The sequence below is a fragment of the Streptomyces indicus genome (assembly GCF_900100315.1).
Classification (GTDB): Bacteria; Actinomycetota; Actinomycetes; order Streptomycetales; family Streptomycetaceae; genus Streptomyces; species Streptomyces indicus.
In genome coordinates this window covers 429,380-455,121 of record NZ_FNFF01000002.1, presented here as the reverse complement: position 1 = coordinate 455,121, position 25,742 = coordinate 429,380, and the positions used below count along the sequence as shown (strand labels likewise).

At 71.7% G+C, this 25,742-nt stretch carries 23 protein-coding genes; 12 read left to right on the top strand and 11 right to left on the bottom strand.

What is annotated here, in order from left to right; translation table 11 throughout:
• Nucleotide 1 precedes the first annotated feature (1 nt).
• The 4 genes from BLT97_RS08585 (at nucleotide 2) to glxA (ending at nucleotide 5,396) form a co-directional block, all read left to right on the top strand.
• Complete coding sequence (locus BLT97_RS08585; RefSeq protein WP_093608161.1) at nucleotides 2–682, top strand: DUF4166 domain-containing protein; 681 nt, start codon at nucleotides 2–4, stop codon at nucleotides 680–682.
• Nucleotides 679–1,356, top strand: coding sequence for a TetR/AcrR family transcriptional regulator (locus BLT97_RS08580; protein ID WP_093608160.1), 678 nt, complete (start codon nucleotides 679–681; stop codon nucleotides 1,354–1,356). The genes BLT97_RS08585 and BLT97_RS08580 overlap by 4 nt, the downstream gene beginning before the upstream one ends.
• A 203-nt stretch (nucleotides 1,357–1,559) precedes the next feature.
• Nucleotides 1,560–3,434, top strand: a complete 1,875-nt coding sequence (locus BLT97_RS08575; protein ID WP_093608159.1) for a glycosyltransferase family 2 protein — start codon at nucleotides 1,560–1,562, stop codon at nucleotides 3,432–3,434.
• Between the two features lie 3 nt (nucleotides 3,435–3,437).
• Nucleotides 3,438–5,396, top strand: a complete 1,959-nt coding sequence (gene glxA / locus BLT97_RS08570; protein ID WP_093608158.1) for a radical copper oxidase GlxA — start codon at nucleotides 3,438–3,440, stop codon at nucleotides 5,394–5,396.
• Between the two features lie 103 nt (nucleotides 5,397–5,499).
• On the opposite strand, the gene BLT97_RS08565 is transcribed toward glxA, so the two are convergent.
• From BLT97_RS08565 to BLT97_RS08545, 5 genes are all read right to left on the bottom strand, one after another.
• The gene (locus BLT97_RS08565) at nucleotides 5,500–6,540 is read right to left on the bottom strand and encodes a glycoside hydrolase family 6 protein (RefSeq protein WP_093608157.1); all 1,041 of its coding nucleotides are present in this window, start codon (nucleotides 6,538–6,540) and stop codon (nucleotides 5,500–5,502) included.
• Nucleotides 6,541–6,740: 200 nt separating this feature from the next.
• Nucleotides 6,741–8,441: a coenzyme B12-dependent isobutyryl-CoA mutase large subunit gene (gene icmA, locus BLT97_RS08560; protein ID WP_093608156.1), complete on the bottom strand. Its 1,701-nt coding sequence runs from the start codon at nucleotides 8,439–8,441 to the stop codon at nucleotides 6,741–6,743.
• 79 nt (nucleotides 8,442–8,520) lie between these two features.
• Nucleotides 8,521–8,862 carry a DUF3817 domain-containing protein gene (locus BLT97_RS08555; protein WP_093608155.1) on the bottom strand — a complete coding sequence of 114 codons (342 nt, stop codon included), beginning with the start codon at nucleotides 8,860–8,862 and terminating at the stop codon, nucleotides 8,521–8,523.
• A gap of 67 nt (nucleotides 8,863–8,929) precedes the next feature.
• On the bottom strand, nucleotides 8,930–9,439 hold the full coding sequence (locus BLT97_RS08550) for a MarR family winged helix-turn-helix transcriptional regulator (RefSeq protein ID WP_093608154.1): 510 nt from the start codon (nucleotides 9,437–9,439) through the stop codon (nucleotides 8,930–8,932).
• Between the two features lie 111 nt (nucleotides 9,440–9,550).
• Nucleotides 9,551–10,453, bottom strand: coding sequence for a LysR family transcriptional regulator (locus BLT97_RS08545; RefSeq protein WP_093608153.1), 903 nt, complete (start codon nucleotides 10,451–10,453; stop codon nucleotides 9,551–9,553).
• Between the two features lie 99 nt (nucleotides 10,454–10,552).
• Between BLT97_RS08545 and BLT97_RS08540 the strand changes: the two genes are divergently transcribed.
• Nucleotides 10,553–11,473: an EamA family transporter gene (locus BLT97_RS08540; RefSeq protein ID WP_093608358.1), complete on the top strand. Its 921-nt coding sequence runs from the start codon at nucleotides 10,553–10,555 to the stop codon at nucleotides 11,471–11,473.
• Here BLT97_RS08540 and BLT97_RS08535 read toward each other — a convergent pair.
• Complete coding sequence (locus tag BLT97_RS08535; RefSeq protein ID WP_093608152.1) at nucleotides 11,464–12,711, bottom strand: MFS transporter; 1,248 nt, start codon at nucleotides 12,709–12,711, stop codon at nucleotides 11,464–11,466. The genes BLT97_RS08540 and BLT97_RS08535 overlap by 10 nt on opposite strands.
• A gap of 73 nt (nucleotides 12,712–12,784) precedes the next feature.
• Here BLT97_RS08535 and BLT97_RS08530 point away from each other — a divergent pair, with 73 nt between their 5' ends.
• Nucleotides 12,785–13,771: an ArsR/SmtB family transcription factor gene (locus tag BLT97_RS08530; RefSeq protein WP_093608151.1), complete on the top strand. Its 987-nt coding sequence runs from the start codon at nucleotides 12,785–12,787 to the stop codon at nucleotides 13,769–13,771.
• A gap of 6 nt (nucleotides 13,772–13,777) precedes the next feature.
• On the opposite strand, the gene BLT97_RS08525 is transcribed toward BLT97_RS08530, so the two are convergent.
• The 3 genes from BLT97_RS08525 to BLT97_RS08515 all read right to left on the bottom strand — a co-directional run bounded on the left by BLT97_RS08525 (nucleotide 13,778) and on the right by BLT97_RS08515 (nucleotide 16,637).
• Nucleotides 13,778–14,335 (bottom strand): sugar O-acetyltransferase, encoded by a 558-nt coding sequence (locus BLT97_RS08525; RefSeq protein WP_093608150.1) that lies wholly within the window; start codon nucleotides 14,333–14,335, stop codon nucleotides 13,778–13,780.
• A gap of 23 nt (nucleotides 14,336–14,358) precedes the next feature.
• The gene (locus BLT97_RS08520) at nucleotides 14,359–15,735 is read right to left on the bottom strand and encodes a sensor histidine kinase (RefSeq protein ID WP_245769234.1); all 1,377 of its coding nucleotides are present in this window, start codon (nucleotides 15,733–15,735) and stop codon (nucleotides 14,359–14,361) included.
• Nucleotides 15,736–15,914: 179 nt separating this feature from the next.
• A complete protein-coding gene (locus BLT97_RS08515; RefSeq protein ID WP_093608149.1) occupies nucleotides 15,915–16,637 on the bottom strand; it encodes a response regulator transcription factor in 723 nt (240 codons plus the stop codon).
• A gap of 64 nt (nucleotides 16,638–16,701) precedes the next feature.
• Here BLT97_RS08515 and BLT97_RS08510 point away from each other — a divergent pair, with 64 nt between their 5' ends.
• Nucleotides 16,702–17,862: a UDP-N-acetylglucosamine--N-acetylmuramyl-(pentapeptide) pyrophosphoryl-undecaprenol N-acetylglucosamine transferase gene (locus BLT97_RS08510; protein WP_093608148.1), complete on the top strand. Its 1,161-nt coding sequence runs from the start codon at nucleotides 16,702–16,704 to the stop codon at nucleotides 17,860–17,862.
• Nucleotides 17,859–18,872: a GDP-mannose 4,6-dehydratase gene (locus tag BLT97_RS08505; protein ID WP_093608147.1), complete on the top strand. Its 1,014-nt coding sequence runs from the start codon at nucleotides 17,859–17,861 to the stop codon at nucleotides 18,870–18,872. Before BLT97_RS08510 ends, BLT97_RS08505 begins: the two co-directional genes overlap by 4 nt.
• Before the next feature lie 63 nt (nucleotides 18,873–18,935).
• On the opposite strand, the gene BLT97_RS08500 is transcribed toward BLT97_RS08505, so the two are convergent.
• Both BLT97_RS08500 and BLT97_RS08495 read right to left on the bottom strand, forming a co-directional pair.
• Complete coding sequence (locus BLT97_RS08500) at nucleotides 18,936–19,571, bottom strand: CatB-related O-acetyltransferase (protein ID WP_093608146.1); 636 nt, start codon at nucleotides 19,569–19,571, stop codon at nucleotides 18,936–18,938.
• Nucleotides 19,572–19,611: 40 nt separating this feature from the next.
• Nucleotides 19,612–20,229, bottom strand: a complete 618-nt coding sequence (locus tag BLT97_RS08495) for a TetR/AcrR family transcriptional regulator (RefSeq protein ID WP_093608356.1) — start codon at nucleotides 20,227–20,229, stop codon at nucleotides 19,612–19,614.
• 979 nt (nucleotides 20,230–21,208) lie between these two features.
• Here BLT97_RS08495 and BLT97_RS08490 point away from each other — a divergent pair.
• The 4 genes from BLT97_RS08490 (at nucleotide 21,209) to BLT97_RS08470 (ending at nucleotide 25,682) form a co-directional block, all read left to right on the top strand.
• Nucleotides 21,209–22,177 (top strand): tetratricopeptide repeat protein, encoded by a 969-nt coding sequence (locus BLT97_RS08490; RefSeq protein WP_093608145.1) that lies wholly within the window; start codon nucleotides 21,209–21,211, stop codon nucleotides 22,175–22,177.
• 761 nt (nucleotides 22,178–22,938) lie between these two features.
• Nucleotides 22,939–23,577: a DUF6230 family protein gene (locus tag BLT97_RS08480; protein ID WP_093608144.1), complete on the top strand. Its 639-nt coding sequence runs from the start codon at nucleotides 22,939–22,941 to the stop codon at nucleotides 23,575–23,577.
• 190 nt (nucleotides 23,578–23,767) lie between these two features.
• Nucleotides 23,768–24,289 carry a DUF6114 domain-containing protein gene (locus BLT97_RS08475; RefSeq protein ID WP_093608143.1) on the top strand — a complete coding sequence of 174 codons (522 nt, stop codon included), beginning with the start codon at nucleotides 23,768–23,770 and terminating at the stop codon, nucleotides 24,287–24,289.
• Nucleotides 24,279–25,682: a prolipoprotein diacylglyceryl transferase gene (locus BLT97_RS08470; protein ID WP_093608142.1), complete on the top strand. Its 1,404-nt coding sequence runs from the start codon at nucleotides 24,279–24,281 to the stop codon at nucleotides 25,680–25,682. The genes BLT97_RS08475 and BLT97_RS08470 overlap by 11 nt, the downstream gene beginning before the upstream one ends.
• Nucleotides 25,683–25,742: the final 60 nt, after the last annotated feature.

Below are 25,742 nucleotides of genomic sequence, written 5' to 3'. Positions count from 1 at the left end.
CGTGACCTCGATCTTCCGCACCGTCCTCGGCGCCGACTTCGACCGCCTCCACCCCGAGATGCGGCGCCGCTTCTCCGTCGGTCTCGCGAGCGGCGAGGCCTGCTTCGGCACCGGAGTGATGGACCGCATCTGGCACGGCGGCCCATGGGTCAAGCCCTTCCTCGCGCTCGGCACCACGCGCAACATCCTGGTTCCGCGCGAAGGCCGGCACGTCCCCTTCACCATCGAGAACGTGCCGTACACCGACACCTACGGCCGTGAGACCGTGAGCTTCGTGCGCACGTTCAACCTCCCCGGCGGTCCCCGCCGCTTCGACGCCCAGATGGTGCTCGGCCCCCAGGGCGACCGCATCCTCGACTACCTCGGCACGCACCAGCACCTCGCGTCCGACCTGCACCTCTCCGTGGACGAGCGGGGCGGACTCGTGATCCGCTCCGGGATTCACCGCTTCCGCGAGGGCCGCGTCGACCTCCGCGTCCCCGAGCTGATCGGCGGCGACGCCGAGGTGCGCGAGCACTACGACGAGCGGGCCGGCCGCTTCCGTATCCGCGTGCGCGTCACCAACCGCCGCTTCGGACCGCTCTTCGGCTACGAGGGCTCCTTCACCGCCCGCTACGAGAGCGTCGGCCGCTGCGGGGTCCGGCCGGGCCTGCGCCCCGTACGCGAGGAGGCGCGCGCATGACACCCCGCGCCACCTCCGCGTCCGCCAAGGACAAGGCCGCCAAGAGCGCCGAGACCAAGCAGAAGCTGGTCGACGGCGCCCTGCGCACCCTCGTCGAGCAGGGCATCGCCAAGACCTCGGCCCGCTCCATCGCGGCCGCCGCGGGCGTCAACCAGGCGCTGGTCTTCTACCACTTCGGCTCCGTCGATGAGCTGCTCGCCGAGACCTGCCGGTACGCCTCGGAACAGCGCGTGGCCCTCTACCGCGAGCGGCTCGACCGCATCGAGACCCTCGCCGACCTGCTCGTCTTCGGCCGCGAGATGCACGAGCGGGAGAGCGCGGACGGCCATGTCGCCGTGCTCGCCCAGCTGCTCGCCGGCGCCCAGACCCACCCGCCGCTCGCCCCCGCGACCGCGGCCGGGCTCGACCTGTGGATCGCCGAGATCGAGAAGGTCCTCGTGCGCGTCCTGTCCGCGAGCCCGCTCGGCGAGTTCGCCGACCCGGTCGGACTCGCCCGCGCGGTCAGCGCCTCCTTCGTCGGCATCGAGCTGTACGAAGGGGTCGACCCGGCCGGCGCCGAACGCGCCCTGGCCGCCCTGGAACAGCTGTCCGTGCTGGTCGCGGCGGTGGAGGAGCTCGGTCCCATCGCCCAGCGCGCGGTACGCCACCGGCTGCGGAAGACCGTACGCAAGTAGCCCTCTCGGCCCCTCGCGGCACCTCCTCCCGCCCAGCGCACCACCTCCGCGTGATCGCAACTCGCGAGCCCTGACCGGCCCTCCGTCCGGGAAATAAAGCGCACGCTCGGCCCCTTCCGGTCGACACGCCCGAGTTTCTCCACTTTTGTGGGGGTGTTGGCTCGTTCGATCAGGGCGAGCCGAACGATCCAGAGGAGGGCGCTGTGCCGCCGGAGGGCTACGACTACGACACCCACAGCCGGATAGCCGGGCCGCTCACCGAGCCCGACGGAGCCGCCTACCGGGTGCAGTACACCAAGCTCCTCTCGCGTGAGCCGCACCGAATACGAGCGATCCTGCTGATGACGCTCGCCCCGGTGCTCACCGGCCTCCTGCTCGTCTACCTGGTCTGGCCCACGCACTGGACCAAGCGCGAGGGCGGCGACCAGTGGCTGGTCTATCTCGACGTCACGATGCTCGTGGCGATCGGACTGATCGAGCTGTTCATGCTGATCAACGTCGTCTCCATCGCCCACGCGACGATGGTGGCCCGCGACCCGATACCCGTGACACCCGAGCCCGGCACCCGCGTCGCCTTCCTGACGACCTACGTGCCCGGCAAGGAACCCATATCCATGGTCCGCGGCACCCTCGAAGGCGCGATGAAGATGCGCCACGACGGGCACCTGGACGTCTGGCTGCTCGACGAGGGCGACGACCCCGAGGCCAAGGCCCTCTGCGCCGAACTCGGCGTCCGGCACTTCACGCGCAAGGGCGTCCCCGAGTGGAACCGCGACAAGGGTGTCCACAAGGCCAAGACCAAGCACGGCAACTACAACGCGTGGCTCGCGATGCACGGCGACGACTACGAGTTCTTCGCCTCCGTCGACACCGACCACGTGCCGATGCCCAACTTCCTCGAGCGGATGCTGGGTTACTTCCGCGACCCGGACATCGCCTTCGTCGTCGGACCGCAGGTGTACGGCAACTACTCCCCGGCCGTCACCAAGGCCGCCGAATCCCAGCAGTTCCTCTTCCACGCGCTGATCCAGCGCGCGGGCAACCGCTACCGCGCCCCGATGTTCGTCGGCACCAACAACGCCGTACGGATCAGCGCCGTCAAGCAGGTCGGCGGGCTCTACGACTCGATCACCGAGGACATGGCCACCGGCTTCGAGCTGCACCGCACCAAGAACCCGCGCACCGGGCACCACTGGCGCTCCGTCTACACCCCGGACGTCCTGGCCGTGGGGGAGGGCCCGGAGTCCTGGACCGACTTCTTCACCCAGCAGATGCGCTGGTCGCGCGGGACGTACGAGACCCTCATCAAGCAGTACTGGAAGGCGCCCTTCCGGATGCCGCTGGGGCGGTTCTTCAACTACTCGCTGATGCTGGTGTATTACCCCATGACCGCGGTCAACTGGGTGCTCGGCATCCTCAGCTGCGGACTCTTCCTCTGGTTCGGCGCCTCCGGGACCCAGGTCGCGGCCTCCATCTGGCTGATGCTCTACAGCGACGCGGCGGCCCTCCAGGTCGGCCTCTATCTGTGGAACCGGCGGCACAACGTCTCGCCGCACGAGCCCGAGGGCTCCGGCGGGCTGGCCGGCATGGCGATGTCCGCGCTCTCCGCGCCGATCTACGCCAAGTCGCTCGGCGAGGCGGTCGTGCGCCGCCCGAGCCGCTTCGTGGTCACGCCCAAGGGCGGCGACGCCTCGCCCGACCGGCTCCTGACCTTCCGTATCCACCTCTTCTGGGCGGCGATCCTCGCGACCTCCCTGGTGGCCTCCTTCGTGCTCGGCCACACCCATGTCGCCATGCGCACCTGGGCGTTCCTCGCGCTCGCCATCTCGCTCGCGCCGGTGGCCGTCTGGGCGGGCGGCGAGATCCGCAGGCGGCGCACCCTGCGGGCCGGCGCACCCGAACCGGCCCTCGCGGCGGCGACGGCCACGGCGACAGCCACGGCCGCCCCTGCCGCGGCGACGGCCGCACGGGCGGCCGCCGGGCCCGCGCCCGCCCATGTCTCGCAGGCCGGTGTCGCCACCGGCTCCGCGGTCCCCACCGGCTCGACGGTGTCCAGCAGCACGACGGGAGGCAACTGACCCATGCCGTTCTCACCGACCAAGCGTCAGAAGAAGACGGTCCTGGGCGCGGGAGCCGTCGTCCTGCTCGCCGGTCTGAACGCCCCCGCCGCCGTCGGCTTCGCCGAGGACCAGTACCACGCGTACAAGATCTCCCAGCCCGGCTACAAGGCGAAGTACGGCTCCTGGAACACGGTGGACGTGCCCGAGGAGTTCCGTACGAACGCCATCCACGCGGCCCTGCTGCACACCGGCAAGGTCCTGATCGTGGCCGGTTCGGGCAACAACCAGAAGAACTTCGACGCCGGCACCTTCGACACCATCCTCTGGAACCCGGCCGACAACTCCTTCAAGAAGATCCCCACCCCCGAGGACTTCTTCTGCTCCGGCCACACCCAGCTCGCCGACGGCCGCCTCCTGGTGGCCGGCGGCACCGCGCGCTACGAGGTACTCGACGGCGCGGTCACCCGGGCCGGCGGCCTGATGCGGGTCAAGAACGAGAGCCCCGACAAGGAGGTGACCCTCGCGAAGGGCACGGTCTTCCGCTCCCCGACGGGCACCAAGTACGTGAGCCGCTTCGACGTGAAGATCCCCAAGGCGAAGCGGAAGTTCGACATCTCGTACACGCGGAGCGGGGCGATGAAGCCCTGGAAGACCAAGGTCCTCGCCGCCGAGGAACGGGTCTTCGTCGAGGCCGTGGAGGAGGGCGAGGCCTCCGTCACCACGAAGCGGGCGCAGTACGAGATCGAGGGCCTGCGGGGCAAGGACGCCGACAACGTCTACGGCCTCACCGAGAAGATCGACATGGAGAAGCAGGACTTCCAGGGCATCCGGGCCGCATACGAGTTCGACCCGGTGGCCGAGAAGTACATCCAGGTCGACCCGATGGCCAAGGCCCGCTGGTACCCGACCCTCGTCACGCTCCAGGACGGCAAGGTGCTCGCGGTCTCCGGGCTCGACGAGGTCGGCGTGGTCGACCCCGGGGACAACGAGATCTACGACCCGTCCACGAAGAAGTGGAAGAAGGGCCCGTTCCGCTACTTCCCCACGTACCCCGCGCTCTTCCTCACCAAGGGCGGCAAGCTCTTCTACCCGGCGTCCAACGCCGGTTACGGGCCCGCAGAGAAGGGGCGCGAGCCGGGCCTGTGGGACCTGGAGAAGAACACCTTCGAGAAGGTCCCCGGCCTGGAGGACATGGACCAGACCGAGACCTCCGCCTCGCTGCTGCTGCCGCCCGCGCAGGACCAGAAGGTGATGATCCTCGGCGGCGGCGGGGTCGGCGAGTCCGAGAAGTCCACCGCGCGCACGGCCGTGATCGACCTCAAGGAGGACGACCCGGAGTTCCGCACGGGTCCGCAACTGCCGCAGGGCACGCGCTACTTGAACAGCGTGATCATGCCGGACGACACCGTGTTCACCAGCGGCGGCTCGTACGACTACCGCGGGCGCGGCGCCTCCAACATCCTCAAGGCCCAGTTCTACGACCCCGAGGCGGACCGCTTCTTCGCGGCGGCCGACCCGACCGTGGGCCGCAACTACCACTCCGAGGCGCTGCTCCTCCCCGACGGGCGCGTGGCCACCTTCGGCTCCGACTCGCTCTTCGGCGACAAGGACAACACCAAGCTCGGCAAGTTCGAGCAGCGGATGGAGGTCTACACACCGCCGTACCTCTACCGCGACAAGGAGAGCCGTCCGCAGCTCGGCGACGGGCCGCGGGAGCCGGACGCGCAGGGCCGGGCGACCTTCAGGACGCAGGACCCGTCGAAGATCGTCAAGGCGCGGCTGATGCGGCCTAGCGCGGTCACGCACACGACGGACGTCGAACAGCGCTCCATCGCCCTGGACCTGACGAAGGGCAGGGACTCCGTCACCGTCACGGTGCCGAAGGACCGGACGCTGGTGCCGCCCGGCTGGTACATGGTGTTCGCCGTGGACGGCGAGGGGACACCCTCGGCGGCGAAGTGGATCCACGTGGCGAAGTAGCCGCACGGTCCGGTGACTCGAGGCCACCGGACCCCGCAGACGAAACGGCCCGTCCCTCTGGCGAGAGGGGACGGGCCGTTTCCTGTCCTGCCGGGCTGTTCGGCTACTTGCTGTTGCGGGCGAGGCCGAGCGCGTACTCCGGCCACCACTTGCCGGCCGGCGGGCCGCCGCGGCACTGCCCGTCCGACTCGCCGGGCCGCTTGATCCACAGGAAGGCGTCCACCAGCTTCTCGCCCGTCCTCGTCGTGGGCGCGGCGCCGAGCGCGCGGCCCGGCGGGTTGCACCAGGCCTCGCCGCCGCGGCCGGGCAGCGGCCCGTTGCCGTTGCGGCTGGTGTCGATCACGAAGTGCTTGTTGCCGACCAGGGCGGAGAGCTTCTTGCCGTACGCGATGTTCTCGGCCGTCGGCTGGAAGTTGGACACGTTGAGCGCGAAGCCGTCGGCCTGGGCGATGCCCGCTCGCCACAGCGGCTGCGCGAGATCGCCGGGGTTCCTGATCCAGTCCGGGTTGCCGGCGTCCAGGTAGACCTTGGTGTTCTTCTGCTTCTTCAGGCGTGCGACCGCCTCCGACATCAGCCGGAAGCGCTGCTCGTGGTACTCGGCCGGGGTGCAGCCGTCGGCCACGTGCGGCAGCGCGTCCGGCTCCAGGATGACGATGGCCTTCTTGTCCTCGATGTTGTCGGCGAAGGCGCCGATCCACTGCCGGTAGAAGTCCTCGCTGTGCGCACCGCCGGCCGAGTGCTGGCCGCAGTCGCGGTGCGGGATGTTGTACGCGACCAGCACCATCGTGCTGCCGGACTTCGCGGCGCCGTCGCGCGCGGCCCGGATCTGCCAGCCCGGCTCGTCGCCCGCGGGCCACACCGCGAGCGGCCGGTCGGCGATACGGCGCAGCACCTCCGCGTCGGAGGCGCGGCCGTTCGCCTGCCACTGCTTGACCTGCTGGGCGGCCGGGCTGTTCGGGTCCACCCAGAACGGCTGGCCCGCGGGCGCGGGCTTGGGCGGCGACTGGACGAGGCCGGCCTCGCGGTGGTCGGCGCCCGGGCCGGCGTCCCCGCCGGAACAGGCGGCGGTGAGGGCGGCCGAGGCGCAGAGAGCGGCGGCGATGGCCAGCCTGCCGCGGACGGTGCGGGCATTGCGGGCGGTCATCCGGACCCCTTGGTGGGACGGCGCACGGGACCGGGCAATCGTTACATAACGGACAGGAATCGGCAGGTCACGACACCGGGCCCATCGGTGCGGGCGCCAGCGGCAGACCTTGCCGGGGCGGGCACGACACCGGGGGCGCCCCCGTCAGGAGGGGCGCCCCCGGTCGTATGCGGCGACGGCGACGTCGCGGCGGGCGGGACTCAGAAGCCGGCCGGCTCCGTGTACACACCCCACTCGTCCCGCAGCACCCCGCAGATCTCGCCGAGCGTGGCCTCGGCCCGTACGGCGTCCAGCATCGGCTCGATCATGTTCGAGCCGTCGCGCGCGGCGTCGAGCATCGCGGCGAGGGCGGCCCGGACGCGCGCGTCGTCGCGGCCGGCCTTGCGGTCGCCCAGGAGCCGCACCTGCTCGCGCTCCACCTCGTGCGAGACCCGCAGGATCTCCAGGTCACCGGTGACGGAACCCGTGTGGCAGTTGACGCCGACGACCTTCTTGTCGCCCTTCTCCAAGGCGCGCTGGTACGTGAAGGCCGACTCGGCGATCTCGCCCGTGAACCAGCCGTCCTCGATCCCGCGCAGAATGCCGGAGGTGATCGGGCCGATCGGGTGCTGACCGTCGGGGTGGGCGCGCAGACCGCGCTCCTTGATCTGCTCGAAGATCTTCTCGGCGTCCGCCTCGATCCGGTCCGTGAGCTGCTCGATGTACCAGGAGCCGCCCAGCGGGTCCGCCACGTTGGCGACGCCCGTCTCCTCCATCAGCACCTGCTGCGTGCGCAGCGCGATCTCCGCGGCCTGCTCGCTCGGCAGGGCGAGGGTCTCGTCGAGGGCGTTGGTGTGCAGCGAGTTCGTCCCGCCGAGCACCGCCGCCAGCGCCTCGACCGCGGTCCGTACGACGTTGTTGTACGGCTGCTGCGCGGTCAGCGAGACCCCGGCGGTCTGCGTGTGGAACCGCAGCCACTGCGCCTTGTCGGTCTTCGCCCCGTAGACCTCCTTCATCCACCGGGCCCAGATGCGCCGCGCCGCACGGAACTTGGCGATCTCCTCGAAGAAGTCCACATGCGCGTCGAAGAAGAAGGACAGGCCGGGCGCGAAGACGTCCACGTCCAGGCCGCGGGAGAGCCCCAGCTCCACGTAACCGAAGCCGTCGGCGAGCGTGTACGCCAGCTCCTGCGCGGCCGTCGCCCCGGCCTCGCGGATGTGGTAGCCGGAGACGGAGAGCGGCTTGTACGCGGGGATCCCGGCGGAGGTGTACTCCATCAGGTCGCCGATCAGGCGCAGATGCGGCTCCGGCTGGAAGAGCCACTCCTTCTGCGCGATGTACTCCTTGAAGATGTCCGTCTGGAGCGTGCCGTTGAGCACGGCCGGGTCCACGCCCTGGCGTTCGGCCGCGACCAGGTACATGCAGAAGACGGGGACGGCCGGACCGGAGATGGTCATGGACGTGGTGACATCGCCGAGCGGGATGTCCTTGAACAGGACCTCCATGTCGGCGGCCGAGTCGATGGCCACACCGCAGTGCCCGACCTCGCCGAGCGAACGCGGGTCGTCGGAGTCGCGGCCCATCAGGGTCGGCATGTCGAAGGCGACGGACAGCCCGCCGCCGCCGTTCGCCAGGATCATCTTGTAGCGCTCGTTGGTCTGCTCGGCGTTGCCGAAGCCCGCGAACTGGCGGATGGTCCAGGTCCGGCCGCGGTAACCCGTCGCGTGCAGACCGCGCGTGTACGGGTATTCGCCGGGCCAGCCGATGCGCTCGAAGCCCTCGTACGTATCGCCCGGGCGCGGCCCGTAGACCGGCTCGACCGGATCGCCGGAGAGCGTCGTGAAGTCGGCGTCCCGCTTGCGGGCCTTGTCGTACCGGGCCTGCCAGCGGCGGCGGCCCTCTTCGATGGCGTCAGCGTCCATGCCTTCGAATTTACTAGGACGTCCTAGTAAATGTCGATGGCGAACCCCCGTGGTGCGCGCCACGGGGGTACCGGAAGCCTTACGCCTTGGCGACCGCGGCGTCCGAGTCCTCGGTGAAGAGGGGCTCCAGCTCGCGGGAGATCTTGCGCTCGACGAAGAAGGCGGCCGTCGGGATCGTGCCCGCGATCAGCACCCAGAGCTGCTTGCCCACCGGCCACTTGGCCTTGGAGCCCAGGTCGAAGGCGAAGACCAGGTACACGACGTAGAGCCAGCCGTGCGCGATGCTGACGACCTTGGTGAAGTCCGCGGCGCCGTCCATGTCCAGGGCGTACTTGCCGATCATGCCCAGGGTGAGCAGGACGAGCAGGACACCCGTGATGTAGGCGAGGGCGCGGTAGCGGGTCAGGACGCTCTTCTTCATACGGACGAGGGTAACCGCCCGGTTTGCGTGATCTTTACGTGGGTGCGGGCGCCCGGGAGGCGCCGGTTCAGCGCTCCTCGAAGTCCGCCGCAGCGACCCTGAGCGGCCGCAGCATCGCGAAGATCTCGCCGCACTCCTCCGCGTCGTACACACCGAGGCCGAAGTCCATCGCCATCAGGTCGCGCGTGGCGTTCTCCACCACCTCGCGGCCCTTGTCGGTGATCGAGGCGAGGGTGCCGCGGCCGTCGTTGGGGTTGGGGCGCTTGTCGACCAGGCCCGACTTCACCAGGCGGTCGACGGTGTTCGTGACCGAGGTCGGATGGACCATGAGGCGCTCGCCGATCTTCGACATCGGCAGCTCGCCCGCCTTGGAGAAGGTGAGCAGGACCAGCGCCTCGTAGCGCGCGAAGGTCAGTCCGTACGGCTTGACCACCGCGTCGACCTCGGCGAGCAGGATCTGGTGGGCGCGCATGATCGAGGTGATGGCGGCCATGGACGGCACCGTTCCCCAGCGCTGCTTCCAGAGTTCGTCGGCTCGGGCGATGGGGTCGAAGGGGAGGCTGAGCGGCTTCGGCACGGCACCGACCTTACCGGGCAGTCACATTCTGGCCACAGCTGTCTCGCAGTTCGGTCTGCCGCCGGTGGCGGGGTGCCGGGCCTCCAGCAGAGGCGGCGGGTGCCGGTCGCGTCAGCCGGTGTGCGCCCAGTGCTGTTGCAGCAGCCGTACGGTCGCCGTGATGGCCGGGCGGCGGGCCGCGCCCGGCCGCCACAGCGCGTAGAGCCGCCGCACGGGCACCGGCTCGATGGGCACCGCGCGCACGCCGGCCGGCAGCGGGCCGCGGCCCAGGCGCGGGACGAGGGCGACGCCCAGGCCGGCCGCCACCAGGGCGAGTTGGGTGTGGTACTCGGCCGCCTGGTGGGCGAGATCCGGCTCGCAGCCCGCCGCCCGCAGCGTGCGCACCAGCCAGTCGTGGCACACGGTCCCCGGCGGCTGGCAGATCCAGCGCTCGCCGCCGAGTTCCGCACGGCGTACGGACGCGCGTGCCGCCAGCGGGTGGTGCTCGGACACCAGCAGATCGCAGCGGTCGTCGCCGATCACCGCCTGTTCCACGCCCTCGGGCGCCGGCAGCGGTGCGATGTCCCAGTCGTGGGCGACCGCGAGGTCGAGCATGCCGCGGGCGACCAGGTCGACGGAGAGATGCGGATCGACCTCGTTCATCCGCACGTCGAGTCCGGGGTGCTCGCGCGCGAGCGTGGCGAGCACCCCGGGGAGCAGGCCGCGGGCCGCGGTGGCGAAGGCGCCGATCGTCAGCAGGCCCGTCGGCTTGCCCCGGCGCTCCTCCAGGGTTGTCTCGGCGCGCTCCACGATCGCCAGCAACTCCTGGGCGGCGGCGGCCAGATGGAGCGCCTCCTCGGTGAGGGCGACGCCCCGGCCGCGGCGCTCGAGCAGCTTGCTGCGGGTCTCCCGCTCCAGCTTCGTGATCTGCTGCGAGACGGCGGACGGGGTGTAGCCGAGCGCGGCCGCCGCCGCGGCCACGGAACCGTGCACGGACACGGCGTGCAGCGCCCGCAGGCGTCCCAGGTCGAGCATGTCTGCCTCCACAGCCTGGCGATCCGTAAGCAATGCTCAATCCAACCATGAAGAAATCCGCGCTGGTGCTGAATGGTCGCGGTCGTCGATCCTCGGTGCATGCGCCCCGTACACATCGCTCTCGCCGTCCTGGTCGCCGCCGTCTGGGGCGTGAACTTCGTCGTCATCGAGGTGGGGCTCGGGCACTTCCCGCCGCTGCTCTTCTCCGCCCTGCGGTTCCTGGTGGCGGCGCTGCCCGCCGTCTTCTTCGTGGGCCGGCCCAAGGTCGCCTGGAAGTGGGTGATCGGGGTCGGAGTCGCCCTGGGCGTGGCCAAGTTCGGGCTGCTCTTCCTCGGGATGGACCGCGGGATGCCGGCCGGTCTGTCCTCGCTGGTGCTCCAGATCCAGGCGGTCTTCACGGCCGTGTTCGCGGCGCTGGTGCTGCGGGAGCGGCCGGGCAAGGTGCGGGTCGCGGGCATGGCCCTCGCGCTCGGCGGGATCGCGCTCGCCGCCGTGGACGAGGGGGCGTCGGGCCCCGTGCTCGCCTTCGTGCTCGTCATCGCGGCCGCGGCCTGCTGGGGCGTCTCCAACGTGCTCACCCGCAAGGCCGCGCCGCCGGACGCGCTGAACTTCATGGTCTGGGTGTCCGTGATCCCCGTACTGCCGCTGCTCGCCCTGTCGTTGCTCTTCGAGGGGCCGGACGCGGGCCTGGCGGCGCTGCGCGGCCTCGACTGGGGCGGCCTCGGCGCGCTCGTCTACGTCGCCTGGGGCGCGACCGTCTTCGGGTTCGGCGCCTGGGGCTTCCTGCTGCGCCGCTACCCCGCCTCCGCCGTGGCCCCCTTCTCGCTGCTCGTGCCCGTCTTCGGGATGTCCTCGGCGGCGCTGCTGCTCGACGAGTCGGTCAGCGGTCTGCGCTGGGCCGCGGCGGTGCTGCTCGTGGGCGGGGTCGCGGTCACCTCGCTGGCGCGGGCGGGCGGCGCGCGGCCGCCCGCCCCGGCTCCGGTGACTCCGGCTCCGGCTGTGGAGCGGTCTCAGGTGTGAACCGGAGGCTCGGCCCCGGCCCGCCGCGCCTCCCATACGAGGAGTACGGACAGCGCCGTACCGAGGACGCCGGCGCCGGTGACCACCTGGTGCACGGGCCAGAACTCAGCGGCCAGGCCCGCGAGCGCCATGCCCGCGCCCTGGACCGTCATCAGGCCCGCGGTCATCAGGGTCATGGCACGGCCGCGCAGCTCCTCGGGCACGGTGGCCACGAACCACTGGTCGAGGCCGAGCACGTACGCGCCGCCGGCTCCCGCGAGGACGAGCAGCAGCAGCGTGAGGCCGAGGCCGGGCGCCATCGCGTATCCCAGGTAGGGGAGCAGGCCCACCGCCGCGACGGGGTAGACGATGCGCGAGCGGGTGCGTCCGCTCAGACGGGTGCCGACCCACAGCTCGGCCGCGATGTGGCCCACGGGCATCGCGCACATCATCAGGCCGAGCGCCGCGGGACCCGCGCCGATGTGCGCGGCGTACGGGGCGGCGAGCGCCTCGGGCGCGACCACGAACATGGCGGGGATCCAGAAGAGCAGGATCTGGGCGCGCATCCGCCGGTCGGCGAAGACCAGGCGGGCGCCGGAGAGGGACTCGCGCAGGAGGGTGGCGCTGCCGCGGGTCCGGGCGGGCCTGGCCTTCGTGCCGAAGCGCAGCAGGGCGGCCGAGGCGAGGAAGGTGCCGAGGGTGATCGTGATCGCGCCGCGCGGCGAGACCACGGCGAGCAGGATGCCGCCCACGCCGAACCCGGCGAGCTGGGCGCTCTGCGAGACGATGCGCAGGAGCGAGCGGCCCAGGACGAAAAGGTCGCCCTCGCCGAGGATGTCGGTGAGTGCGGCCATCCGCGTGCCGGTGAAGACCGGCGCGATCGCGGCGATCAGGACGCGCAGCGCGAGCAGCGCCGCCACCGGGGTGCCCGGCACGATCATCACGGCCACGCAGGCGGCGCAGACCAGATCGCACACGACGAGGACGCGGCGGGCCGGGTAGCGGTCGGCGACCCCGGCGAACAGCGTGCCGCCGATGAGGTACGGGAGCATGCCGAGCGCGAACGTGAGGGCGCTGAGCAGCGGCGAGTTGGTGAGCTCGTAGACGAGCACGGTCAGGGCGATCTCGCTGACGATCACGCCGAGCAGCGAGAGCAGATGCGCCGCGAACACGGCACGGAACTCGCGGACACGGAAGACGGCGCCGTACCCCTGGGGCGGGGCGGCATCGAGGGCGCTGGCACGGGTCTCGGTCGACATGTGCAGCAGCGTGGCCTCCCGGGCCCGTACGGCTAAGACTTTCGGCTCAGGCCGAATCTTCGTACCGTAAGGCATGCCCTTCCATCTGCACTTCGGTGAACAGGACCTGCTGCACTGCCGGTTCGCGATCTCGCCGATCTGGGAGACGCAGGCGGCGATCAGCATGCTCGGGCGACCCGAGAGCCACGGCTACCACCTGCCGTGGCTGCGCCGGATCAAGGACGCGGCAGCCGAGCTCGACCTCGCCCCGGTCCTGCGCCTGATGCCGCAGCGCGGGCGCTACCCGGACTTCTGGTGCCCGCCGCCGACGAACGCGCTCTCCACCTTCGACGAGGAGTTGTCGCGGGTACGGGAGACGCCCGCCGACGACGCGTACACCGATCTGTACGAGACGCTCGCGGACCAGCCGGGAGCGCTGGAGAGCGCGCTCGGGCGGCAGCTGCTCGCCGACCCGGCGGCCGCCGTCCAGCTCCTGGCCGACCGCATCGAACAGGCCTGGCACCGGCTGATCGCCCCCGAGTGGCCGCGCCTGCGCGCGCTGCTCGAAGCGGATATCGCGTACCACTCGCGGGTGCTCGCGGCGGTCGGATTCCGGGAGCTGCTCGGCGAGTTGAACCCCAATCTGCGCTGGGAGGGCTCGACCCTGACCGTGGTCAGCAGCCTGGGGGAGTACGAGCGCACCCTGCACGGCGAGGGCCTGGTCCTGATCCCCTCGGTGTTCACCTGGCCGCATGTGGTCAGCGGCCAGGAGGAGCCGTGGCGGCCCGCGATCATCTATCCGGCGCGCGGCATCGGCGGCCTGTGGAGCGAGGCGGGCGCCGGTACCGCCGACGCACTCGCTCGCCTGCTCGGCCGGGCCCGCGCAGACGTCCTGACCGCACTCGCCGACCCGGCGAGCACCTCCGCGCTCGCCCACCGGCTCGGCCTCGCCCCCTCCTCCGTATCCGCGCATCTGTCGGCCCTCAAGGGTGCGGGCCTGCTCACCTCGCGCCGTTACGGGCACCAAGTCCTCTACGAGCGGACGCCGTTGGGGATCGCCCTGGCGGGGGCCGACGTGTGAGGGCGGTCAGCGCAGGCTGCGCACCACCCGCGCCGGGTTGCCCACGGCCAGGACGCCCGCCGGCAGGTCGCGCGTGACCACCGAGCCCGCGCCGACCACGGTGTCCGCGCCGATGGTCACGCCCGGGCAGACGATCACGCCGCCGCCGAGCCAGACGTTGTCGCCGATGGTGATCGGCTCGCCCTTCTCCCAGCCCTCCCGGCGGCGCACCGGATCCAACTCGTGGGTGGGGGTGAGAAGTTGGACGTTCGGGCCGATCTGGACGTCCTCGCCGATCGTGATCGGGGCCGCGTCCAGGAAGACCGCGCCGAAGTTGACGAAGGTGCGGGCGCCGATCGAGATGTACGTGCCGTAGTCGCACTGGAACGGCGGGCGGATGCGCACGTCCTCGCCGAGCTCACCGATCAACTGCTTCAGCAGGTTGCGGCGTTGGTCGGCCGGCGCCGTCGAGGCCGCGTTGTAGAGCTCGCACAGCTTGGCCCGCCGCACCGTCGCCGCGAGCAGCTCCTCGTCGTCGGCGATGTACCAGTCACCCGCCAGCATGCGCTTCTTGTTCTCTCCCATGGCCCCACTATGGATCAGCGGGATCAAGGCAGCGCAAGGGTGAACAGCGCCCCGCCGCCCGGCGCCCGGCCCGCCGTGAGCTCCGCCCCGTGGGCGCGGGCGATCTGGCGGGCCATCGCGAGGCCGAGCCCCGAACCGGGCAGGGCGCGGGCGGACTCGGCGCGGTAGAAGCGGTCGAAGACATGCGGCAGGTCCGCCGGGTCGATGCCCGGGCCGTGGTCCCGCACGGTCAACGTCCGCTCGGTGAGGGTCACTTCGACCGGGCCGCCGGGCGGGGAGAACTTCGCCGCGTTGTCGAGCAGATTCGTCACCAGGCGGGACAGGCGCGAGGGGACCCCGGGCAGCGTCAGGGCGGCGGCCGGCTCGTCCACGTCCCAGGTGAAGGAGACCGCGGGCCAGTGCGTACGGGCCGCCTCCACTGCATGCCCCACCAGGGCCGCCAGCCGCACCTCTTCCAGCAGGGGCAGCGGTTCCTCGTCGCGGGCCAGCTCGATCAGGTCGTTCACCAGCCCGGTCACCTCCCGCAGCTGCCGGCCGAGAGCCTGGGCGGCGCGGTCGCGCTGCGCGGGCGTCAACCGGTCGGCGCGGGCGAGGAGTTCGGCATTCGTCCGCAGCGCCGTGAGCGGGGTGCGCAGCTCGTGGGAGGCGTCGGCGACCAGGCGGCGCTGCGCGGTGACCGACTGCTCCAGCTCGCCGAGCATCGTGTTGAACGTGGCCGCGAGCCGCGTCACCTCGTCCTCGCGGCCCGCACGCCCCGGCGGCAGCTCGATGCGGTGCCGGGCGTCGCGCGTGGCGGCGATCCGCTCGGCGGTGGCGGTGAGCCGGGTGACCGGTGCGAGCCCGGTGCGCGAGACCCAGTACCCGGCCGCGCCCGCGAGCAGCACCCCGGCCCCGCCCACCAGGGCGAGCAGGGTCGCGGCCTGGCGCACCCCGCGGTCGGCGATGTCGGCGCGCAGCGCCACCTGGAGCGCCGTGCCGTCGGTCGAAGGGGTGGTGTACATCCGGGCCGGATGGCCGTCGAGCGTGAAGTTGGTGTAGTACGCGGGGTGTTGACCGGACGCGACCTGCCGGGTCGTGCCCGACACGGGCAGGACGTACGGATCGTCCGGACGCGCGTCCCCCTCCGGGCCCTTCTCCGCGTACGGCTTCGACGGGTCCTTCGCCGGATCCTCCGGCACCCGCTGGACGCAGGCGGGCGCGCCCAGGTAGCGGCACTCGCCGGTGTACACGCCGATGGACTCGCGCTGGTGCTGCTGGGCGATCAGGTTCGCGGACTGGGCGAGGTTCTGGTCGAGCTGCTGGTAGAGCTTGAAGCGGATCACGAAGAACGCGGCCGTGCAGATCCCCACCGCGACCAGCGCCACCGCGGCCGTCGCGGCGAGCGCGAGCCGGGTGCGCAGCGGACGGCGCCGCCGCCAGCGGGCGCCGAGGGCGTGGGCGGGGGCGGATCCCCTTCCGCGGGAGGGTCCCTGGTCGTGTGCGGATCCCCGGCCGTGTCCGGTCGCCTCCCTGTCGTGGGCGGGCCCGTTGCCGCGGGAGGGCGCGCCGCCGCGCTCCTGGCCCGCGTCCCGTGCCGAGCTCACGCCACGTCCAGGCGGTAGCCCACGCCGTGCACGGTGTGGACGAGGCGCGGCTCGCCGCCCGCTTCCAGCTTGCGGCGCAGATAACCCACGTATACGGCGAGGGAGTTGGAGTCCGGGCCGAAGTCCTGGCCCCACACGCGCTCCAGGAGCAGCTCGCGCGGCAGCGTCTGGCCCGGGCTGAGCAGCAGCTGCTCCAGGAGCGCGAACTCGGTCCGGCTGAACTCGAGCGGCCGGCCGCCGCGCTGCCCGGTGCGGGTCACGGGGTCGGCCGTCAGATCCGCGAACGCGAGCAGCTCGCCGGACTCGACCGGGTCCGGCGCGGCCCGGCGCAGCAGCGCCCGGACCCGCGCGGCCAGCTCGTCCAGGGCGAAGGGCTTCACCAGATAGTCGTCGGCGCCCGCGTCCAGGCCGTCCACCCGCTCGCTCACCGAGCCGAGCGCGGTCAGGACCAGGACCGGCGTACGGTCGCCCAGCGCGCGCAGCCGGCGGCACAGCGCGAGCCCGTCCATCACGGGCATCATCACGTCCACGACGAGCGCGTCCGGCTGCCAGGAGGCCACCGCGGACAGGGCCGCGAGCCCGTCGCCCGCGCCGCGCACCTCGTACCCCTCGACCGTGAGGCCGTCCTCGACGGCGGCCCGCACCTCGGGCTCGTCGTCGACGACGAGGATCCGCGCGCGTACGGGAGGGGCGGGTGGGGCGGGGGAGTTCGCTGCCATGCCGTAAAGACTGCCAAACCGGACTCTTAGAACCCTCTTAGTCCGGTTCGTCAGGGTGCTTCGCATGCTGACTTCACCCACACCGCCCCTGTCCGTGGTGATCGGTGCGGGCGGGACCGGGGGCCACATCTATCCCGGTCTCGCGCTCGCCGACGCCCTGCGCCGTGCCGTGCCCGACGCGGAGATCTCCTTCGTGGGCACCACCCGCGGTCTGGAGACCCGCCTCATACCCGGGGCCGGCTACCGGCTGCACACCGTCGACATGATCCCCTTCGACCCCTCCCTCGGCGCCCGCCGCTATCTGCTGCCCGCGGCGCTGGTGAAGTCCGGGATGCAGGTCCGCTCGATCCTGCGCGAGCAGCGCGCGCAGGTCGCGGTGGGCATGGGCGGCTATCCCAGCGCGCCGGTGATCGTCGGTGCGCGGTTCGCCGGGCTGCCGAGCGTGATCCACGAGTCCAACGCCGTGCCGGGCCGCGCCAACCAGTTCGCCGCCCGCCTCACCCCGCACCTCACGGTCGCCTTCGACCGCAGCCGCGCCCATCTCGCGGGCGGTGAGCGGGCCCGGGTGGTCGGCATGCCCATCGCCGCCGGACTGGCCGGCCTCGACCGTCCCGCCCTGCGCGCCGAGGCGCGCCGGGCGCTCGGGGTGCCGCAGGACGCGCGCGTGATCGTCTTCAACGGCGGCAGCCTCGGCGCGGCCCGCCTCACCGAGGCGGCACTCGGCCTCGCGGAGCTGTGGCGCTCGCGCACCGACGTGTTCCTTCTCATCAAGACGGGCCCGGCCGCCCTGGAGGAGACCCGGCGCCGGCTCGGCGCCTCGCCCGTCGCGCGGGCCGTGCCCTACCTGGACCGCATGGACCACGCGTACGCCGCCGCCGACCTGGTGGTCTGCCGGGCCGGCTCCGCCACCGTCGCCGAACTCGCTGCCACGGGCGTGCCCGCCGTCCTCGTCCCGTACCCGCACGCGCCCGGCGACCACCAGACCCACAACGCGCGCGTGCTCAGCGACGTCGGCGCGGGACTGCTCCTGCCCGACGCCGAGACCACCGCCGAGCACCTCGCCGACCTGGTCGGCCCGCTGCTCGACCGTCCCGAACGCCTCGCCGCCATGGCCCGCGCCGCCGACCCCGGCCCGCACGCCGACGCCGCCCGCAACCTGACCGCCGAGGTCCTGCGCCTCGCCGGCCACCCCGCCCGCCTCACCCTGATGGAGAACGCCGCATGAACCCCGTATCCGACCGGAACTCCTTCGACTGGAGCGGTCGCACCGTCCTCGTCACCGGCGCCGAGGGCTTCATCGGCTCCACGCTCGTCGACCTGCTCGTCGAACAGGGCGCGCGCGTCCGGGCGTTGGTGCACTACAAGCCGTACGCCGAGAAGGGGCACCTCGCCCGCTACCTCGGCACCTCCGAGGTCGAGATGCTCGCGGGCGACGTGCGCGACCCCGGGCGCGTGATGGACGCGGTGGCCGGCTGCGACACCGTCTTCCACCTCGCGGCCCTCATCGGCATCCCGTACAGCTACGACTCGCCCGGCGCGTACGTGCAGACGAACGTCGTCGGCACCGAGAACATCGCCGAGGCCTGCCGACGCCACGGAGTGCGCCGCCTGATCCACACCTCCACCAGCGAGGTCTACGGGACCGCGCTCACCGTCCCGATCAGTGAGGACCACCCGCTCCAGCCGCAGTCCCCGTACTCGGCCTCGAAGATCGGCGCGGACATGATGGCGCTCTCGCACCGCCACGCCTTCGAGCTGCCGGTCGCGGTGGTCCGCCCCTTCAACACCTACGGCCCGCGCCAGTCGGCCCGCGCGGTGATCCCGACGATCCTGGCCCAACTGCACGCGGGCGTACGGGAGATCAAGCTGGGCTCGCTCACGCCCACCCGCGACTTCACGTATGTCACGGACACCGCGCGCGGGTTCCTCGCGGTGGCCGCGTGCGACCGGGCGCTCGGCGAGGTGGTGAACCTCGGCACCGGACGCGAGATCTCCATCGGCCGTCTCGCCGAGGAACTCATCGCGGCCTCGGGCCGGGACGCCACCGTGGTGGTCGACCCCGCGCGGCTGCGGCCCGCGGGCAGCGAGGTGGAGCGCCTGCTCTCGGACAACTCCCGGGCCCGTGAATGGGCGGGCTGGGAGCCGCAGATGTCGCTGGGCGAGGGCCTGAAGCGGACGTCGGAGTGGGTGGCGGAGAACCTGCGGCTGTTCGACGTGGAGCGTTACCAGGTCTGAGGCCGGTCGGGGTGTCCGGCCGATCCGGGGTGGACGTGCCGGGCGCGTCCACCCCGGTCCGCGTCACGGAGCCGCGTCCTCCAGCTCCGTCACCGATCCGGACATGATCGTGCGGACGTGTGCGGTGATGTGCTCGGCCGGCCAGTCCCACCAGGCCACAGCGAGCAGCCGCTCGACGGTCTGCTCGTCGAAGCGGGTGCGGATGAGGCGGGCCGGGTTCCCGCCGACGATCCCGTAGTCGGGCACATCGCCGGTGACCACCGCGCCGGTCGCGATGATCGCGCCGTGCCCGATCCGCACGCCCGGCATCACGGTGGCGCCGTTGCCGAACCAGACGTCGTTCCCGACCACGGTGTCCCCGGGGTTGGGCAGGCCGGTCAGCAGGTCGAAGTGCTCCGCCCAGGACCCGCCCATGGTGGGGAAGGGGAAGGTGGAGGGGCCGTCCATACGGTGGTTGGCGCCGTTCATGATGAAGCGCGTGCCCGTGCCCAGCGCGCAGAACTTCCCGATGACCAGCCGCTCGGGCCCGTAGTGATAGAGCACATTGCGCGTCTCGAAGGCGGTGGCGTGCTCCGGATCGTCGTAGTACGAGAACTCCCCGACCTCGATCAGCGGGGACTGCACCAGCGGCTTGAGCAGCACCACGCGCGGCTGGTCGGGCATGGCGTGCAGGACGGTCGGATCGGCGGGCACGGGCATCGCGGGCAGCCTCTCTTCTTACGCGTCTTCACCCATGCCGTCACACATGGGTCAGTCCGTTGAGCAGCAGGCGCACGAACGAGGCCGCCCACGCGCGGTCCACCGGCTCGGCGCTCACCAGGGAGCGGTGGACCACGGCGCCGGCGACGACGTCGAAGATGAGGTCGGCGGTACGGGCGGCGGCCTCGTCGTCACTCTGTACGGGCAACTCGCCCCGCTCCTGGGCCCGTTGCCGCCCTTCGAGGACGAGCCGCTTCTGCCGCTCCACGATGGAGGAGCGGATCCGCGCGCGCAGGGCGTCGTCGCGGGTGGACTCGGAGACGACGGCCATCAGGGCCGTACGCGTCTCGGGGCGCTCGAGCAGCCGCGCGAACTGGAGCACCACGTCCTCGACATCGGCCGCGAGGCTGCCGAGGTCGGGCAGCTCCAGCTCGTCGAAGAGCACGGCGACGGCGTCCACGACGAGCTCGTTCTTGCCGGCCCACCGCCGGTACAGGGTGGTCTTCGCGACGCCGGCGCGTGTGGCCACGTCCCCGAGCGTCAGCTTCGACCAGCCGAGTTCGACGAGGGCGTCCCGGGTGGCCCCGAGGATCGCGGCATCCGCTTCGACGCTGCGGGGGCGCCCGGTGCGGCCGGACCGCTCGGTACTGCTGTGCATGGCGGTGACCATACCGGGCGGTACGGGACGGGCGGGGGTGCGGGTGGGGTGCCGAGGGCGTGGCGGGGCGGGCGGCCCGGCCCGTGATCGCCCCACCCCCGTGAGGGAGATCACGAGCCGAGCGCCCGGCAGACGATATACGCTACGAGTCGTAGCGAAAGCTCGCACGTGAACCTCTCACCGCGAGCGGCAACCACAGGTGCGGGGTGGGGACCCCGCACCACCCGGTCCTCCTCGGACCACCGGTCCCGCCTCCTCGGGACCACCGGGCCACCGCACCGGGCCCACCGGCCGCGCCCTACCCGTACGCCCCGCATCCGGCGGGGGGCTTACGGACGGGGCGCAGGCCTGCAGCCGATGAGCTTTTGGGGCGGCTGGTGTGCGACCCGCCGCGCCGGCACGCGGGTGCGCGGGTGCACTGCGCATGCCACGCGAGCGCGCCGGTGTACTGCGCACGTCACGGGGTGGCCCGGTGTACTGCGCACGTCACGGGGCGCCCCGGTGTGCTCCCCGCACCACGCGGGGGCCAGGGGGCGGAGCCCCCGAACGGGGTGCAGGGGCGCCAGCCCCTGCCACCTCACCCGCCGCGGAGCGGCGGAGCGTCAGCGGGGTCTGGGGCGGAGCCCCGGAGGGGGTGTGGGGGCGTGAGCCCCTGGAACCTCACCCGCCGCGGAGCGGCGGAGCATCAGCGGGGTCAGGGGCGAAGCCCCGGAGGGGGTGTGGGGGCGTGAGCCCCTGGAACCTCACCCGCCGCGGAGCGGCGGAGCGTCAGCGGGGTCTGGGGCGGAGCCCCGGAGCGGGGCGTGGGGGCGTCAGCCCTTACATCCCAACCCCGCCGCGGAGCGGCGGAGCAGCGAGCGGGGCGCAGCCCCGGAAGGCGGGCGCGGGGCGCAGGTCCCACCCCGGCAGGGGAGAGCGTTTGCCCATGAATTGGGCAACGGCTTTTCACCGGCCCACCCCGAGGGGGGAGGATAGGACCATGCAGCCACGGAACATGTCCATGAGCGGAGTCGTCGACCTCGCCGCGGTGAAGGCGGCCCAGGAGGCCAAGGCCAAGGCGGAGCAGGCGCGGGCCGAAGCGGCCCGGCAGGGCGGCGGCGCCGTCTCACCCGCCGACCTCGTGATCGACGTCAGCGAGGCGACGTTCGAGAGCGCCGTCATCCAGCGCTCCACCGAAGTGCCCGTCGTGATCGACTTCTGGGCCGAGTGGTGCGAGCCCTGCAAGCAGCTCGGCCCGCTGCTCGAGAAACTGACCCTGGAGTACAACGGCCGCTTCGTGCTCGCGAAGGTCGACGTCGACGCCAACCAGATGCTGATGCAGCAGTTCGGGATCCAAGGCATCCCGGCCGTCTTCGCGGTCGTGGCCGGGCAGGCGCTGCCGCTCTTCCAGGGCGCCGCCCCCGAGGCCCAGATCCGCCAGACCCTCGACCAGCTGATCCAGGTCGGCGAGGAGCGCTTCGGTCTGACGGGCCTCGTCGTCGACCCGGACGCGGAGGGCGGCGCACCGCAGGCCGCGCCCGAGCCGGCCGGACCGTACGACGCCCTGCTCGAAGCCGCCGTACAGGCCCTGGACGCGGGCGACTTGGGCGGCGCGGTGCAGGCGTACAAGAATGTCCTCGCCGACGACCCCGCCAACACCGAGGCCAAGCTGGGCCTCGCCCAGGCCGAACTCCTCCAGCGCGTCCAGGGGTTGGACCCGCAGCAGGTGCGCCAGGCGGCGGCCGAGAACCCGGCCGACCCGCAGGCGCAGATCGCCGCGGCCGACCTGGACCTCGTCGGCGGCCACGTCGAGGACGCCTTCGGCCGGCTCGTGGACACGGTCAAGAAGGTCTTCGGCGACGACCGCGATGCCGTACGCGTGCATCTGCTCGGCCTGTTCGAGGTGGTCGGGGCCGACGATCCGCGCGTGGCCAAGGCCCGTTCGGCCCTCGCCCGCGCCTTGTTCTGACCGCTCCTCGTATACGGACGAGACGAGGAGCGAACGAGGATCGGACGAGGATCGGACGAGTGGCCGGAGGCGGACCGGAGGGATAAATCCCGGTTCTGACACGTCAGTACGCACCATCCACCCGAATCATCCGGATGGTGCGTAGCTGACCAGTCGTTAAACCGGCCACCCACCAGTGGTCTTGTGAAGATTTGACGACACAGCGACACGGCGGCCGCGCTTTACCAAATCTTGGTAATCGCGGCCGCTGTTACTTGGAGTAAAGCGAAGCTGGTGTTCTGTCCGGTTCTGCCAGACGATCAACTGATCTGTCCCCAGGGTCGTATGCACCCTGTGTGCCCGCCCGGCATCACGCTGCAGTGACGGGGTTATGGAGCCGTTACCAGTGAGTAACGAACCCCCTTGTGCGGGCGCTCCGAATGCACCACGATCGGCCACGCTCGGTCCATTCACGTACGCCCGACAGCCAGCTCGGGAAGCGGGTTCCTGGGTCCCCACCGAGCGGCCGGAGACACACGTCGCCGGCCTGGACAGGGGGGTCTCCGCCGACCGGCGGGGCCTGTCCGACCGGTCGCGCTCCGGCGCGGCTTCGTGGTTGTCGCTCGGGGGTGATCGCCCGTGTTCCGCACCGCAGTACATGCCTGCGTACCGGATAGAGGCGCTCTCCTTCCCGAGGACGTAGCACTTCTCCCATCCCTGCCCGGCTGAGCCGCTAGAGGCAGTCAGGGGCAGGAGATGTACGTCCGAGAAGGAGGAAAGTCATGGAATCCGTGGCTCGTGGCGGAACCAGATGGAAGCGGTTCGCCGTCGTCATGGTGCCGAGCGTCGCGGCTACTGCCGCGATAGGTGTCGCCCTCTCGCAGGGTGCGCTCGCGGCATCGTTCAGCGTGTCCGGTCAGTCGTTCAAGGTCACCGCGAACGAACTCGACGGACGCAACATGCTCCAGTACGGCGGCGTTGACGTCGGCGTGGACATGGAAGGCAAGAAGGCCGCCCACCCGGTGGCCATCAACGCCTTCAAGAAGGCCTACATCACCAACCTGTGCCAGTCGGTGGTCACGCACGTCCCGGTCATCGGTGACGTGACGCTGAAGCTCACCGCCGGTGGCAAGGGCACGCCCGTCGAGGCCGACAACATCTACATCGATGTCGCGCAGCTCGAGTCGTCCGAGGCCACGTTCTCCAACGTGGACATCGGCGTCGCCGCCGGTTCCGCCGGCGACAAGGTGCCCCCGATGAAGGGCGGCGGCGAGCAGGCGAACCCCAACGGTTTCGCCCAGCGTGCCGACCGTGCCGTCATCAAGGACGTGAAGCAGACCGCCTGGGCGACCAGCGCGGGCACGTTCAAGCTGAGCGGCTTCGGCATGGCGCTCAGCAAGGGCAAGAACGAGTGCTACTAGGCACTCGCCGGGTGCCGCCGCGCACTCGCTGAGCGCTGCCGCGCACTCGCTGCGCACTGCGGCCGCCGCCCCTCGCTGAGAGGGGCCGGCCGTCGGGCGACTGGCCCGGCGGGCGCGGAGCATCGTCTCCCCGCCCGCCACACAGACCTTCTGAATTCATGTACTGCCGGTTCCAAGGAGCTGTTGTCCCATGAGCGCCGATGCACCGGGGCCGAACGACCACATCGTCAAGGTCTACTGGAGGAAGTTCCGGGCCTGGCGAGGTGCCCGACCGTTCTGGGCGGGCCTCTTCACCATCCTCGGCGGCATTCCGATCGCGTATCTGCCGTACGGGAACATCAAGCTCGGCAATGTCACGCTCGCCATGGCCACCACGGCCGGAGCCGGTTCGCTGATCATCGGCGTGCTCCTGGTCACGCTCGGCCTGACCATGTGGTTCCACCACATCGTCCGGGTCTTCGCGGGCGTCGCGGCGATTCTGCTCGCCCTGATCTCGATCCCCGTGTCGAACCTCGGCGGCTTCCTGATCGGCTTCCTGCTCGCGATGATCGGCGGCGCGCTGTCCATCTCGTGGGCGCCCGGCCGGCCGGCCGCGAAGGAGGAGGCGGCGGACGAGCAGCCGGAGCCGGCCCCCGCACCGCACACCGACGACGCCAGCGGTGCGGACACCACACTGGAGACCAACGGCGGGAGGCACCACAGTGCCGGGTGACGGTACGCAACTGGCCCTCGATGCCGCGGACGGCGCCGAGAGCCCGGCGCTGGACGGCATACGCACGGGGAAGACCGGTCCCAAGCACGCGGCTCCGCGCAAGTCGCTCCTGACGAAGCTGCAACTGCCGGCCAACAAGGCCATGGCGCTCGCCGCGATGCCCACCGCCGTGTTCGTCGGCATGGGCCTCATGCCCAAGCCGGCGGTGGCCGACGACAGCGCGATCCCCTTCTCCTCCGGCCCGTGCGTGACGCGCGAGGACGTCGAGGCGGCCCAGGAGGAGGAGAAGAAGGAGAGCGCGTCCCCGACGCCGACTCCCTCGGCCTCCGAGACGGGTGAGGACTCCAAGGGCGAAGAGGACACGGCAGACACCGAGAAGCCCGGCGCGGAGCCCTCCGGGGAGCCCTCGCCGTCGGCCAGTGCCTCGGGCGAGGACGGCACGGCGGACGCCGCGGAGCCGAAGGCGGCCGACGAGCCCGCCGCCGAGCCCACGCCCGCGCCGAGCGAGTCCAAGAACCCGCTGGACCCGCTGGGCGTCGGCGACAAGCTGGAGCAGTTCGGCGAGGACGTCAAGGACTTCTTCACGCCGGGCGACGAGGAGACGGCCGCTCCCGAGCCCTCCGCGGAGCCCTCGGCCGAGCCGAGCGGGAAGCCCTCCGCCGAGGAGACCGATAAGCCGGCCGCGGACAAGCCCGCCGAGGACGAGGCCGCGGACAAGCCTGCCGACAAGCCCGCCGAGGACGCGGCCGACAAGGTCACCGACGAGGCGGACAAGGCCGCGGACAAGCTCAAGGCCGACATCGAGGAGGCCGCCGACAAGGTGGGCGCCGAGGTCGAGGGCCTGGACGTGCCGACGCTCGACGAAGCCCTGAAGGACCTGCCGCTCGGCGAGGACGGCAAGCCGCGCTTCCCGTGTGCCGAGTCGGACCCGAAGGCCCTGGCGGACGCCGACCTCGAGCCCGGCATCCCGGCGCTGCCCGACTACCCGTGGAAGCTCGAGTCCAGCATGCTCACGCTGCGCGGCCTCGACTACCACGGTGTCGTCAACGTCAAGACGGCGAACGGCACGGTCAAGCCGGTCCTGAAGTTCACCGCCGACGAGGTGGACATCAAGGACCTGCACCAGATCGTGCAGGACCCCAAGGGCGGGCCCGCCGCGCACGTCAACGGCTCCAAGGGCGCGACCTCGAAGATCCGCGGCGGCACGGTGACGATGTACACCGAGTCGCTCAAGGGCAACCTCTTCGGGCTGATCCCCGTCGAGTTCACGCCGAAGACGCCGCCGCCGCTCAACGTGCCGTTCGCGTTCTTCACCAACGTCACCGTGATGCAGGCCGGCCAGTTCGGCGGCACGCTGACGGTGCCAGGGTTCGAGAATTACGTGGTGGAGTAAGGGAGTTCCGGCAGCCGCCCGCGGCTGCCCGCAGCAGCCCGCTCCTGCCGCACATACGAA